At 70.4% G+C, this 13227-nt stretch carries 10 protein-coding genes and 1 pseudogene; 6 read left to right on the top strand and 5 right to left on the bottom strand.

The genetic code is table 11. The features are described 5' to 3' along the window. The first annotated feature begins 342 nt into the window (after positions 1-342). The 5 genes and pseudogenes from ACG83_RS11860 (at position 343) to ACG83_RS11880 (ending at position 6520) form a co-directional block, all read left to right on the top strand. Entirely contained in the window at positions 343-1545 is a 1203-nt protein-coding gene (locus ACG83_RS11860; RefSeq protein ID WP_116437476.1) for a hypothetical protein, read from the top strand. Continuing rightward, positions 1538-3169 carry an AMP-binding protein gene (locus ACG83_RS11865; RefSeq protein ID WP_054566171.1) on the top strand — a complete coding sequence of 544 codons (1632 nt, stop codon included), beginning with the start codon at positions 1538-1540 and terminating at the stop codon, positions 3167-3169. Before ACG83_RS11860 ends, ACG83_RS11865 begins: the two co-directional genes overlap by 8 nt. Positions 3170-3313: 144 nt before the next feature. Beyond that, positions 3314-3739 (top strand): annotated as a pseudogene (locus tag ACG83_RS11870) (dihydrodipicolinate reductase); the annotation flags it as partial. 101 nt (positions 3740-3840) lie between these two features. Continuing rightward, a complete protein-coding gene (locus tag ACG83_RS11875; protein WP_054566172.1) occupies positions 3841-5133 on the top strand; it encodes an acyl-CoA dehydrogenase family protein in 1293 nt (430 codons plus the stop codon). Positions 5134-5230: 97 nt separating this feature from the next. Next, positions 5231-6520: an acyl-CoA dehydrogenase family protein gene (locus ACG83_RS11880; RefSeq protein WP_083473153.1), complete on the top strand. Its 1290-nt coding sequence runs from the start codon at positions 5231-5233 to the stop codon at positions 6518-6520. A gap of 168 nt (positions 6521-6688) precedes the next feature. Here ACG83_RS11880 and ACG83_RS11885 read toward each other — a convergent pair whose 3' ends face one another. Together ACG83_RS11885 and ACG83_RS11890 are read right to left on the bottom strand one after the other, a co-directional pair. Then, on the bottom strand, positions 6689-7879 hold the full coding sequence (locus tag ACG83_RS11885) for a cytochrome P450 (protein ID WP_054566581.1): 1191 nt from the start codon (positions 7877-7879) through the stop codon (positions 6689-6691). A gap of 156 nt (positions 7880-8035) precedes the next feature. Continuing rightward, a complete protein-coding gene (locus tag ACG83_RS11890; protein WP_054566173.1) occupies positions 8036-9409 on the bottom strand; it encodes an ABC transporter substrate-binding protein in 1374 nt (457 codons plus the stop codon). Between the two features lie 351 nt (positions 9410-9760). Between ACG83_RS11890 and ACG83_RS11895 the strand changes: the two genes are divergently transcribed. Then, positions 9761-10783 carry an LLM class F420-dependent oxidoreductase gene (locus ACG83_RS11895; protein WP_054566174.1) on the top strand — a complete coding sequence of 341 codons (1023 nt, stop codon included), beginning with the start codon at positions 9761-9763 and terminating at the stop codon, positions 10781-10783. 91 nt (positions 10784-10874) lie between these two features. Here ACG83_RS11895 and ACG83_RS11900 read toward each other — a convergent pair whose 3' ends face one another. The 3 genes from ACG83_RS11900 to ACG83_RS11910 form a co-directional block, all read right to left on the bottom strand. Further along, on the bottom strand, positions 10875-11438 hold the full coding sequence (locus ACG83_RS11900; protein ID WP_054566175.1) for an enoyl-CoA hydratase-related protein: 564 nt from the start codon (positions 11436-11438) through the stop codon (positions 10875-10877). A 26-nt stretch (positions 11439-11464) separates the two neighbouring features. After that, entirely contained in the window at positions 11465-12265 is an 801-nt protein-coding gene (locus ACG83_RS11905) for an SDR family oxidoreductase (protein WP_054566176.1), read from the bottom strand. Positions 12266-12463: 198 nt separating this feature from the next. Further along, positions 12464-13102 (bottom strand): TetR/AcrR family transcriptional regulator, encoded by a 639-nt coding sequence (locus tag ACG83_RS11910; RefSeq protein ID WP_054566177.1) that lies wholly within the window; start codon positions 13100-13102, stop codon positions 12464-12466. Between the last annotated feature and the right edge of the window lie 125 nt (positions 13103-13227).

Here is a 13227-nt window from a genome sequence, read left to right on the forward strand (position 1 = left end):
AGATGTCTAAATCTATTCAACGTCTTGGTTCGGTGGTGGCACCTCCCCGTGCCATCGGCCGCCGGTCCGCCGGGGCGGTTCCGGTGGTGGCCGGGGTGGGGCCGGTTCGGTGCCGCCGACGAGGTGGTGCCGGGCAACTCGGTCTCCGGGTGGCGGCTGACCGCTCGGGCACGGGAGGCGCCGTGGAAAAATTTAGATCTATCGGCTAGCATCCGTCGCGGCGAGAGTGGAGGCGCAGCCCGGCCCAGAGGGATCCCCGGCGTTCCGTTGCCGCCGGCTGCCGCCCGCATGGTGGTCGGTCTGGCACACGAGAACCTGGTCCGCCCGGAGAGGGAGCCGACGTTGCTCATCCCTTTTGATGACTACCCGCTGCACCAGACGGCGCTGCCCGTCGCGCACGCGGGTGACGGACATGCTGACTTCTATGATCGTTTCTGGTTCAACGGCTACGACGAGGACATGTACTTCGCGGTCGCACTCGGGCTGTATCCGAACCGCGGCGTGATCGACGCTGCTTTCAGCGTGGTCCGCGACGGGATGCAGCGTTCGGTGTTCGCCTCCGGGCGGATTCCGCTGGACCGGACCCGCACGACCATCGGCCCGATCTCGGTCGAGATCGTGGAGCCGATGCGGGTGAGCCGGATCGTGGTCGACTCCCCGGAACACGGGCTGACCGCCGACCTCGTCGCGACCGCCCGTACCGCCGCCTATGAGGAGCCGCGCCAGACCCGCCATGAGGGGACGCGGCTGGCCATGGATGTCACCCGCGCCACGCAGATGGTCAGCTGGTCCGGGGCGTTCTCGACGGGTGGTGAGGAGGTCCGGATCGCCCCGGGGACCTTCGGGACCAAGGACCGCTCCTGGGGGATCCGAGGCGTTGGAGACCCGGCTCCGGCGGCACCGCGTACCGCGCTTCCCCAGCTGTTCTTCGTGTGGGCTCCGCTGAACTTCGCCGACGAGTGCCTGCACTACCTGGTGTTCGAGAACGAGCTCGGGCAGCCGTGGGCGGAGACGGCGGTGGTGATGCCGGTACTCGCGCCCGGTGCTCCGGTGGCCGGGCCGGATCTCGGGTTCCGCCAGCTTCCCGGGACCCGCCACGACATCCGTTGGGCGCCGGGGCTGCGGCGTTCCGAACGTGCTTCGCTCGTCATTCCCGGCGCTGAGCCGGTCGAGCTGGAGCCGCTGCGGACGTTTCGCATGAAGGGCGCCGGCTACCTGCATCCCACCTGGTCGCACGGCAGATGGCACGGTGAGCTCGCGGTGGGCGGCGAGGCGCACAAGACCGCCGACCTGGATGTCCTGGCCTTCGACACGGTGCACGTACAGCAGGTGGTGCGGGCTACCTGGGGGCAGCGGACGGGCCTCGGCGTGCTGGAGCAGGCCGTCATCGGGCGGTACCGGCCCGGCGGCTTCCTCGAGCTGTTGGACGGGGCGCAGGAGCGGCGCGGTGACGAGGTGGCCCGCGTCGAAGTGGCCCGCGTCGGAGCGGCCCGTGTCGAAGCAGGCCGCGGTGAGAAGGGCGAGGAGGAACTGTCCGGTGAGTGACGGCGTGTGGAGCAGCGCCCAGCAGCACACCACCACGGAGCTGCTGGTGCGGCGGATCGAGAAGGATCCTGACAGCGAATATCTGGACGTCGGTGGCCGCGCGCTGACGGCGGCTCAGGTCGGCGACGGCGCCGCGCGCCTTGCCGCCGGCCTGCGGGCGCTGGGGGTCGCCCCCGGTGACCGGGTGGCGATCCTGCTGGAGAACTCGCCGGAGATGCTGATCTCCTGGTGGGCGGCGCAATGGGCGGGCGCCGTGGCGGTGCCCATCAACACCGCCTACAAGGGCGAGTACCTGCGTCATCAGCTGCACGACTCGGGGTCGACCGTGCTGGTGGTCGCCGGTGACCTCGCCGACCGCGCCGCCGCCGTCACCGCGGACCTGCCCGCGCTGGCCCACGTGCTGGTGACCGGGCCGGAGATCCCGACGTTCCCCGGCGCGACCGGGCATCCCTTCGACGATCTGCTGGCCGGTGCGCCGCTGGCGGAGCCGGTGGCACGCCGGCCCTCGGACCTCGCGACCTTCATCTACACGGGCGGGACGACCGGACTTTCCAAGGGCTGCATGCTCAGCCACAACTACCACGAGGCGCTGTCCCGCCAGATCGGGTACAGCTGGGGCCGCACGGCGGATGACGTGGTGTGGACACCGCTGCCGATGTTCCACTACAACGCGCTGGTCACGGCCGTGGTCGGAACACTGGTATACGGCGGGAGAGCGGCGATCTACCGGAAGTTCTCGGTGTCGAACTTCTGGCCGGAGATGAACCGCACCGGCGCGACGATGACCTCGACCCTGGGCACGATGGCCTACCTCCTGGCACACGACGTGGACCGGCCGGAGATGCCGCGCTCGGGTGCGCCGGAGGCCAACCGGACCCTGCGGCTCATGGGCGCGGCGCCGCTGCCGCCCGAGGTCGACGACGTGATCCGTACCAGGTTCGGGATCGACACGTTCTCCGGGGCGTACGGCGTGACCGAGGCGAGCCTCATCTCCTGGCAGCCGCCGGGGGTGCGTAACCGGCCGCGGGCCGCGGGCGTCATCAACACCGAGTACTTCGACGTGCGGATCTTCGACGACGAGGACAACGAGCTGCCGCGCGGAACCGACGGCGAGATCGTGATCCGCCCGAAGCGGCCGCACGTGATGTTCGAGGGCTACTGGGGCCGCCCCGAGGTCACGGTCGAGACCAGCCGCAACTGGTGGTACCACACCGGCGACATCGGAAAGATCGACGAGGATGGCTACCTCTACTTCGTCGACCGCAAGGCCGACTACCTGCGCCGGCGCGGGGAGAACATCGCCAGCTTCGAGGTCGAGCGCATTCTCATGAGCCACGGCCAGCTCGCGGACGTCGCCGTGCACGCGGTGCCGAGCCGGCTTACCGAGGACGACGTGAAGATCACCGCGACCCGTGTCGCCGGCTCCACGCTCACCGAGGAGGAGCTTTTCCGCTGGTGCGTGGACGCCCTCCCGTATTTCGTCCTTCCGCGCTATATCGAGTTCCGTGACGAGCTGCCCCGCAGCCCGGTGGGCAGGGTCCTGAAGCGTGAACTGCGTGCGGAGGGCCCCACCAGCACCACCTGGGATGTCGAGGCGTCCGGCATCACCTACGAGAAGCGGTAGCCCGAAACCGCACCAGGCCGACGACCGCACCGCGGCGCGGTCGTCGGCCTGTCGAAATGGGCGCGGGGGCTCCTTCGGAGCCGCCCGATACTACGGAACGGACGGTGGACATGACGTTTCGTGTTGTGCAGTGGACGACCGGCAATGGACGAGGTCGTCTGCGAGGCCGAGTACGCCAGGACGACCCAGGATGTCGATCTCGGCTCGTGGCGGATCGCCGCCGACCATGTCGCCGGCATCGCCGTCAGCTGGCAGTGGAGGGTCGGCGGCCGGACGATCGTCGACCTGCGGGTGCGGTGGCGCAAGGGCCAGACCCTCGACCCGGACTGGCAGATCAGGACCGGATACGTCATCGAGGTCCAGGGACGCCCGACGATCCGTACCAAGGTCGACATCGCTCCGCCACCTGACTTCGCCTGGAAGACGCTCGGCGACTTCATGGTTCTCGGAATGATCATGACCGCGCTGCCGGCCCTGAACGCGATCCCCGCGGTCGTCGCGGCGCCGCCCGGCATCGTCACCTACACCAACATCCCGCTCCCGTTGCCGCGCGGGCGCGTCCGCGTCTGAGCGCAGCCGGATGCCGACAGCCGACCCGGCGTGCCCGGAACACCCGGCGCGGCGGCGGACCATGGACGAACGAGACGCACGACTCAGCCGAGGAGCCGGCCGTGGATGATGTTCTGACCGACGAGCAGCGGATGCTGGTGGACGCGTCCGCGCGTTTCATCGAACGCACCTGTCCGCTGGAGAAGGTCCGCGCGCAGGCGTACACCGATCCGGCCTTCGCCGGGGCGTACCGGCGCCAGGCGGCCGAGCTGGGTTGGTTCGCGCCGCTCGTTCCCGCCGACCTCGGCGGCGGGAGCATGTCCGACAACGCGGTTTTCGACGCGGCCCTGGTCGCCTACCACCGCGGCCGCCTGCTGCAGCCGGGTCCGTTTGTCGGGACCAACGTCGTGGCGTACGCCCTCGCGGTCGCGGGCACCGGCGAGCACACGGCGAAGGTGCTGCCCGCCCTGCTGTCGGGGGAGGCCTCGGCGGCCTGGGCACCCGCGGTGCCGTCGGCGTCGGCGTCGGTGCCGACGGGAACCGGCCGCGTGCCGGGCGCCCGCCCGTGGCCGAACCGTGTCGGTGGCCCGGGAAATCCTGTGTCGGCGACCAGGAGCGGCGATGGCTGGCGCCTGTCCGGGCGGGCCACCTTCGTGGAGAACCCCGGCCCGGACGGCTGGTATCTCGTGTCCGCCGCGGCCGAAGACGCCACAGCGACCACCGACGGCGGCGGCGGGCCGGCGCTCGTGCAGTTCCTGCTGCCGGCGGACACGCCCGGCCTGCGTGTGCAGCCCCTGGAATCGCTGGATCTCACCCGCCGGTTCGTCGGCCTGGAGTTCGACGGCGTCACCGTCGGGTCCGCCGGCCGGCTGCACGCGGCCGATCTCGGCGACGACGAGCTCATCGCCAGGCAGCTCGCCCTCGCCTGCGTCCTGACCGCGGCGGAGTCGGTCGGCGCGATGGACTACGAGCTCGCGCTGACAGTCCAGTACGCGAAGGACCGGATCGCGTTCGGCCGCCCGATCGGCTCGTTCCAGGCGCTCAAGCACGTGCTGGCGGACGCCAGTCTGGTGCTGGAGATGAGCAAGGCGATCACGGCCGCCGCGGCCCAGCGCCTCGGCGAGGCGGTCGGCCTCGCCGGCACGGACGTGCCGGGGCGGTCCACGGACGCGAACCCGGCCGAGGCGGGCTCCGACCTGCGGGACTACGGCCTGGAGGCGGCGAGCATGGCGAAGGCCTACGTCGGAGAACACGGCGTCTCCCTGGCCCAGAACTGTTTCCAGATCTTCGGTGGGATCGGCTTCACCTGGGAGCACGACCAGCACCTGTTCCTGCGCCGCCTGACCACCGACGCGGCGTTCTTCGGTGACCCGGCCTGGCATCGGGAGCACCTGTGCCAGCTTTCCGGGATCTAGTGCCGCGAGTGCGCGAGGTGGGGCGCGGGCGCACCCCGGACGCCAGCGACGACGAGCGACGACGAGCGACGAGACTGATGATGCGAGGGCGGGCGACGTGACGACGGGCGATGCGACGACGGGCGATGCGACGACAGGCAGGGCGATCGGCCTCGACGAGTTCCGGGCCGAGATCCGCGCGTGGCTGGCCGCGAACCTCGAGCGGAAGGCACCGGGCGCCGGGGACGGCGGGGAGGCCCGCAGCGACGAACAGGTCGCGGCCGCCCGTCCGCTGCAGCGCAAGCTGTTCGACGCCGGGTACGCCGGCCTCTCGTTTCCGCGGGAGTACGGCGGCCGGGGACTGACAGGCGAGTACGAGCGCGTCTTCCGGGAGGAGGCGCGGGACTACGCCACGCCGCAGTTCGGCGGTGCCGGCCATGTCACCTTCACCGCGATCGCCCGGTCGATGCTCGCGCACGCGTCCGCGGACTTCCTGAGCCGGCACATCCCGCCGATCCTGGCGGGGGAGCGGTTGTGGTGCCAGTTCTACTCGGAGCCGGAGGCCGGTTCGGACCTGGCGGGGATCCGGACCACGGCGCGCCGCGACGGAGACCGGTGGGTGCTGAACGGGTCGAAGATCTGGAGCACCGGCGCCCACCAGGCCGACTACGCCATGTGCCTGGCGCGCACGGACTGGGATGTTCCGAAGCATCAGGGCCTGACCTGGTTCGCCGTCCCCACCGGCGCCCCCGGAGTCACGGTGCGGCCGATCCGGCAGATCAACGGCGCGTCCGGCTTCTGCGAGGCGTTCCTCGACGATGTCGTCGTCACCGACGAGGACATCATCGGCGAGGTCAACGGGGGATGGTCGGTCGCGCAGACCATGCTGGTGCACGAGCGAGGCGCCGGGAGCTCGAGCGGGGTCCGGGTCGAGCCGCGGGAGCTGGCTCCCGACCTCGTGGAGCTCGCGCGCAGGGCCGGCCGTCTCGACGACCCGCTTGCCCGGCAGGCGATCGCGACCGCCCACATCAACGACTACGCCCAGTACCACCTCGGCCGGCGGATCGCCGCGCGGCTGCGTAGCTCCGCCCAGCCCCAGCCGGCGGTCGCCGCGTACGGCAAGCTGGCCGCGGGCGTGCTCGCCCCGATCCGGGCCCGGATCGGGGTCGAGATCGGTGGGGCCGAGGCACTGCTGTGGCCCGAGGGGGCCGACGAGGCGGCTGCGCTGCCCGCGACCACGTACCTGAACGGCCGGATGGTAGCGATCGCCGCCGGTACGAACGAGGTGCAGCGCAACGGTATCGGTGAGCGGGTGCTGGGCCTGCCCCGGGAGCCGAGCTTCGACGCCCGCAAGCCGTTCCGTGACGTCGTGCGGGACGCGCGTACCTGGGACGGCCGGATCGGCTGAGCCGGCGGCCGGACTCGTCCGGCCACACCGACACGCGACGCCTGGCCGGGCCCTCAGCGAGGAGGGCCCGGCCAGGCGTAGTCGTGCGGCCAGGCGGTCGGGACCGGCGGGCAGCTCCGATGCCAGTACGTGCTGGCATCGGAGCTGGCAATCAGAGCCGGACGGTGGTCAGAGCCGGACGGGCAGCCGCAGCGGACCGCGGACGGTGCTGGTGTAGAGCATCTCGGTGGCCTCGCGGTCCACCGCCCAGTCCGGCCACCGCCGCAACGTCTCCTCCAGACCGATGCGGCCTTCGCGGCGGGCCAGCGCCGCCCCGAGGCAGAAGTGCATCCCGTATCCGAAGGTCATGTGCAGGTCGACCTTGCGGTGGATGTCGAAGATGTCCGGGTTCGTGTACTGCCGCTCGTCGCGACCCGCCGAGCCGGTGATGAGGATGACCCGGGAGTTCGCCGGGATCTTCTGGTCACCCACGATGACGTCGCGGGTCGACCACCGGGCGTTGACCGGGGACGGTGGTTCGAAACGGAGGATCTCCTCCAACGCCCCGGGGATCAGCGCCGGGTCCCGTGCGAGGTCCGTCCGCTGGTCGGGGTGCTGGTCCAGGAGGCTCGCCGCCCAGCCCAGGTTGCGCGCGACCGTCTCGCTGCCGGCGCTGAACAGCAGGATCGCGAAACTGGCGAGTTCCTCGTCGGTGAGCCGGCGCGGCTCGCCGGTCACCTCGTCGGCGACCTCGGCGGTGACCAGGTCGGTGAAGACGTCGTCGCGCGGGTTCGTGCGACGGTCCGCGAAGTGCGCACCCAGGCGCAGCCCGAGTTCGGTCAACGCCGCGTAGGACACCTCGTTCGCCATGCCGACGCCCTCCTCCATGTGGAAGACGTTGTCGACGACCTGACGCAGTTCCTCCCGCTCGCTGCGGGGCACACCGAGCAGGATCGAGATGACCGTCGGCGGGAGGATCGCCGCGAAGTCCTGGACGAAGTCGAAACCGCCCGAGCCGATCCGCGGGTCGAGCAGCTCCGCGCAGATCTCGCGGATGCGGTCCTCCAGAGCCGACACCCGGCGGACCGTGAACGCCCGCGAGACGAGCTTGCGCAGCGTGGTGTGCCTGGGCGGGTCGAGCCAGATCATCATCGCCGAGTCCATCGGTTCCGGCGTCATCGTCTCGAGGGTCGTGCCGTGGTTCGAGCTGAACGTCTCCGCATCGCGGTGCGCCGCCTCGATGTCGGCGAAGCGGGACAGCGCGTAGAAGTCGAGGCGGTCGTTGTGGTAGACCGGCGCCTCGTCTCGCAGCCGCCGCCAGAGCGGGTACGGATCGTCGCGCAGTTCGGGAGAGATCGGGTCCCAGTAGAGATCGGTCATGTCCGCCTCCGGCCGGTTCGGTTCCTGTGACCGAGTGCTTTCCATGCGGTCCGCCGGCGGCAGCCGCGGGCGCGGTTCATGCGCTGCCGGGCACCGGACCGCCAGGCCCGGCAGCGCATGTGGCGAGGTGACGCGTCCGCCACCTCGACCCGGATGTCAGCTCTTCAGGTAGGCGCCGCAGGACAGCTTGCTGGTCACGTCGTACTTGTCGCCGGCGAGTTGGACGACGGAGGTGCACGGCGTGGACACGAAGTGGTTGAACGGCCAGCGGGACTCGGCGACCGCGCCGTCGACGTGGTAGCTGAAATCGCCGTTCAGGACCTTCATGAGCGAGTCGACGGTCAGATCCTTGCCCGCCTTCGTCGCCGCGGCGACGAACATGTCCGCAGCCCAGTACCCGGCCATCGTCGGCAGACTGAGCACGGTCTCGGGGGCGTACTTCTTGATGTCGTCGGTCATCTGCTTGATCGCCGGCACGGAGACGTCGGTGCCGGGCTGCCACTGCAGGGAGGTGTAGGCCCCGTCCAGACCCGCGACCTTGGCTGCGGCCAGGCGGGGGTCATAACCGACGGTGTTGAGGTGCTTCCCCTGGAACCCGGCCGCTTTCAGCGCCTCGGTCAACTTGAGTGTCGTGCTGAAGTCGGTGCCGTAGAGGACCACGTCCGGCGGTGAGCCCTTGCTGGCCGTCATGAGCGCGTTCACGACCGGCGTGGCGTCCGTCAGGCCGGCAGCGGGAACCGGCGTCTCCTGGTACACCACGTCGAGGCCGACCGCCTTCATCTGCCTGGCGATGGAGGCCAGCCCGGCCCGTGCGGTGTCGCCGTCGTTACCGACGAGGGCGACGGTCCGGCCGGACGCATCGCCGTCGAACAGCGAGTTGAGCATGACGCCGTAGGTGGTCGCCTTTGCCGTGATCTCCTTGCCGGGCAGCAGGCATCCGGTGATGCCGAAGCCGATCGAGGTGTTGCAGAAGCCCGAGTTGAAGCCCCAGCCGAAGAACGGAACGGTCTCGTCGCAGAAGGTGTCGAGGTAGCTGGCGTTACTGGTCATCACCGGCACCGCGGCGAAGATCTTCTTCTGGTCGACGAGCGCCTTGGCCTGCGAGCTGTTGCGCGCGGGGTCGTTGCCGTCGTCCAGGGTCCCGACGTAGTTGATCTTTCTGCCGTTGATGCCGCCCTCGGCGTTGGCCCGCTCGAACCGGGCTCGCGCCCCCTCCTCCGTGCCGGCCATCGAGGAGCCGGACGGGCTCGTCAGATAGGCGAGGCCGCCGATGGTGATCTCGGTGTCCGTCACTCCCCGGGTGGGATCGGACGCCGTCTGGCCGCATTTCATCGTGGACAGGTCGGGCTGGAAACCGCCGTCGCTCCAGCCGGACTCCGGTCCGGCCTTGATGTCGGCGATGGTGACTGCGGGAGCACTCGCGGTCGGGTCGGGCTCGTCGTCCGAACAGGCCGTCATGCCGGCCATCACGGCGCAGGACGTGGCCAGCACCGCGACGACTCGGGAAGCTAATCGTGCCGCTTGCTTCATGGGGGTCCTTTGGTGTTAACCGCAGCGTGAGTCGGACATGCTGCGACCGATGGGATTGGAAGAGGAACCGCGCCGCGGGGGAGGATCAGACCCCCGTGGCGACGGCGTCGCGGCCCCTGCCGCAGCGTGAAAAGAACTATAGGTTTTGATGTCCTGTGTCGCTAGCCCAGGACCCGCCTCGGTCGCAGAATGTCGTCCTGATCCGAACGCGGGGGCATCCGTACCAGCGACAAGTGAGTGGTGGTAGCTCTGCGTCCCGGTGGCGGCGTCGCGCTCCGGTCCGAGTGGGTGGCGAGATCGCGTGCCTATGTATCTAAACTATTAGCGGGTTTCGGGCTAGGGTGGGGCGTCATGCGGATCGATGGTGGGATGCCGTCCGTGCTTGCCGGGGTGCCGGCTGCGGCCGGCGCACTGGAGCGGATGGGGTACGACGGCGCGTGGTGCGGCGAGGTGAACCACGACCCCTTCCTGCCGCTCGTGCTCGCCGCCGAGCACACCACCCGTCTCGAGATCGGGACCTGCATCGCGGTGGCGTTCGCGCGCAACCCGATGTCCGTCGCCCAGCTCGGCTGGGACCTGCAGACATACTCCGAGGGCAGATTCGTCCTGGGCCTGGGCTCGCAGGTGCGAGCGCACATCGAGAAGCGGTTCGGCATGCCGTGGGGGAAGCCGGTCGGCCGGATGCGGGAGTTCGTCCTCGCGCTGCGGGCGATCTGGTCGTCCTGGCAGGACGGGAGCCCGCTGCGCTTCGAGGGCGACTTCTACACCCACAAGCTCATGACGCCGGCCTTCGTCCCCGAGCCGCAGCCGCACGGCCAGCCGAAGATCTTCGTCGCCGCGGTCGGTACCGCGATGACCCGGATGTGCGGCGAGGTGGCGGACGGGATGCACACGCACGCCTTCACGACCCGCCGGTACCTGGAGGAGGTGACTCTCCCGGCCCTGGCCGAGGGCCTCGACGCCGCCGGCCGTGCCCGCGGTGACGTCCAGGTCTGCTGCCCGGCGTTCGTGGCGACCGGAGTGGACGACGCCCAGGTGGCGGCGGCCGCGGACGCGATGCGCCAGCGGATCGCGTTCTACGGGTCGACCCCCGCCTACCGGGCGGTGCTCGAACTGCACGGCTGGGGTGAGCTGCAGACCGAGCTGCGGGCATTGTCGCTGCGAGGGGAGTGGGCGAGGATGGGCACCCTGATCGACGACGAGATCCTCGACGCCTTCGCGGTTGTGGCGCCGCTGGAAACGCTCGCGGTCCGGGTCCGGGATCGCTTCGAGGGCGTGGTCGACCGACTCATGCTGAGCCTGCCCGCCGGCACGCCCGCGGCGACCGTCGAAGCGGTGCTGGACGAGGTACGCGGATCCCGCGGCATCGGCTAGGCATCGATCAGGCATCGGTCAGGAATCGTCTGGCCGGGCGATGCCATGCGTCGCCTGGGCGGCTCGGTGGGCGGTCCGCATCCGTTCGGGATCAGGCTGGTGGGAGCAGATCCAGGCGGTCGAACCTTGGCTCGCGGCGTTCGAGGAACGCCGTGGCGCCCTCGACGGGGTCAGGGCGCCGGAAGGACTCCCGCATGAGGCCGTCGGTCTGGTCGACGGCCTCGCCGAGATCACGTTGAAGGTGCTGGTAGACAAGCTGTTTGGACACCATCATCGAGTGCGGCGACGCGATGGCGGCCAGCTCGGCGATGTACGCGCGACATTCGTCCAGCAGGCGATCCGACGGCACGACCCGCTGGGCGAGACCGATGGCCAGTGCCTCCGGGGCCGAGACGACCCGGGACGACCAGAGCAGGTCGAGGGCGTGGGCGGGCCCCACGAGGCGCGGCAGCAGCCAGCTGACGCCCTGCTCGGCGCCGGTGAGGACGATGCCCACCACCCGCCGATCGTGCTCGGCGAGGGTGAACGCCTGGTGCAGCTCCCGCAGCGTCTGCCCCCGGAAGGCGTTCATGCTTGCGGGCCGGTCGATCGTCACGACGGCGACCGGGTCATCGATGTCCAGGCGAACGTCCTCGAACGCGCCGGTTGCCGGCATGGGGCTCTCAACCTTCCCGGTCGTCGTCAGGGGGTTGCGTTCCCCGCCGTCAGCGTGTCGACGGGGGATGGCGCCGGGCGGCCGGCGGGGCGCGGGACGAGAGTCAGTGACGGCACCACGCTGCTGGCGCCGAAGCCGAGCGTGGCGGCCGTGACGTCGACGAGGTGCTCGACATCGATGAAATGGCCTGTCAGGTAGCCGAGGCGCTGCCACTCGTTGACCGCCCGACCGATGTGCTCAGGGTCGTTGCCGGTGAGCGAGCCGGTCGCCGAGTCTCCCTCGCCGCCCAGGCAGTCGCCGATCGTCAGGCGGGTGAAGCCGACGGAGGGATGCTCGACGTTCCACGCCTCGATCATCTTGTCCAGCGCGGCCTTGCTCACCGCGTAGCCGCCGATGAACGGCCACGGAGGCCCCGCCGAGGCGCTGATCGACGACAGGTACACCGCCGACCCGTGGGACTTGGCCAGATATGGCAGCGCCGCCGCGGTGACCAGCGAGGCGCCGGTGACATTGGTGGCGAAGAGCCTGGCCCAGGCGGCCGCGTCCATCTCCTCGATGGGCCTGATGGTGATCAGGCCGGTGGAGTACACGAGGCCGTCGATGCCACCCATCGCGTCGGCGGCTCGCGCGATCGCCTCCTGGCAGGACGACTCCACGGTGACGTCGCAGGCGATCGCGACGGCGCCGTCACCTGCCTCCTCGGCCGCCGCCTCGAGACGGCCGAGCCGGCGGGCGAGCATGGCGACCCGGTGGCCCCGCTCCGCGAGACCGAGGGCGATGCAGCGGCCCAGGCCGCTGGAGGCGCCCAGCACGACAATCCGTTTCATGCGGCGCTCACGGGGGCCACGGCACGGTCCCCGGCCGGCTGCTCGTGGGCCGAGCCCCCGGCTGCCTGGGCGGGCGCCAACCGTCGCAGGCGTCGACAGCGGAAGGTCATCGCGCCACCTCCGTTCTCGGGAGCCCGACAGCCACGGTGGCCGCGATCCCGCTCCCGCCCCTGTTCTAACGCATCTACCCTTAAATATCTAGATATTAAATTCAGGTGCGGAGGCCGCCTGCTGTCGCGCGGGACGGCTGCCGTCCACGGCCCCGGCGAGACGCGGCCAGATCGTGCGGCACAGCTCCGCCGGCGTGCCCGGGCAGTCGTGACGGAGCCAGTCGAGGACGAGGCCGAGCAGCGCGCCGGCGTACAGCGCGGCGGTCGGGTCGTAGGGGATGTCGGCCGGGTCGTCGGCATGGGTGCCGGTGCCGGGATGGGTGAGGTTGACGTGCAGCGAGATGGCGAGCCGCCGGTGCAGATGGTTGATCACTCGGGCGCTGCCGTCGTCGCCCAGCAGGGCGTAGTAGAGGCCGGCCTGCTCCTTGATGTGCGTCAGCACTCGGATCAGGGCATCCCGCTCGTCGAGCTGCCGGGACGGGACGCGGCTCGGCGCGATCACCGGCGAGCTGGAGATCAGTTCGTCGAACATCATGGTGCAGGCGCTTGCCGCGAGGTCGTGCACGTCGGCGTAGTGCTCGTAGAAGGTTGTGCGGTTGACGTCGGCCCGCCTCGTCAGGTCGGCGACCGAGATCTGGGCCAGGTCGCGCTCGGTGATCAGCTCCAGCAACGCGCGTTCCAGCGCGGAGCGGGTCCGTCGGGTCCGACGGTCGAGGGGTTGCGGCATGGGCGGTCCTCCGCCATAGTTACCGGACAGATGTCCTCTAACGGACGATAGTCCTTTCGTCGGGGCCGCGCGCGGCGAGCGGCTGATCGTGCCGTAACCGCTGATCGTGCCGGAACCGCTGATGG

Origin of the sequence: Frankia sp. R43, from assembly GCF_001306465.1 — a bacterium.
GTDB classification, from domain to species: domain Bacteria; phylum Actinomycetota; class Actinomycetes; order Frankiales; family Frankiaceae; genus Parafrankia; species Parafrankia irregularis.

Excerpts from the sequence above, each read along its gene's own strand:
- ACG83_RS11885 (WP_054566581.1), bottom strand. The coding sequence starts at position 7,879 with ATGACCGATCTCTACTGGGACCCGATCTCTCCCGAACTGCGCGACGAT.
- ACG83_RS11890 (WP_054566173.1), bottom strand. The coding sequence starts at position 9,409 with ATGAAGCAAGCGGCACGATTAGCTTCCCGAGTCGTCGCGGTGCTGGCC.
- ACG83_RS11895 (WP_054566174.1), top strand. The coding sequence starts at position 9,761 with ATGCGGATCGATGGTGGGATGCCGTCCGTGCTTGCCGGGGTGCCGGCT.
- ACG83_RS11900 (WP_054566175.1), bottom strand. The coding sequence starts at position 11,438 with ATGCCGGCAACCGGCGCGTTCGAGGACGTTCGCCTGGACATCGATGAC.
- ACG83_RS11905 (WP_054566176.1), bottom strand. The coding sequence starts at position 12,265 with ATGAAACGGATTGTCGTGCTGGGCGCCTCCAGCGGCCTGGGCCGCTGC.
- ACG83_RS11910 (WP_054566177.1), bottom strand. The coding sequence starts at position 13,102 with ATGCCGCAACCCCTCGACCGTCGGACCCGACGGACCCGCTCCGCGCTG.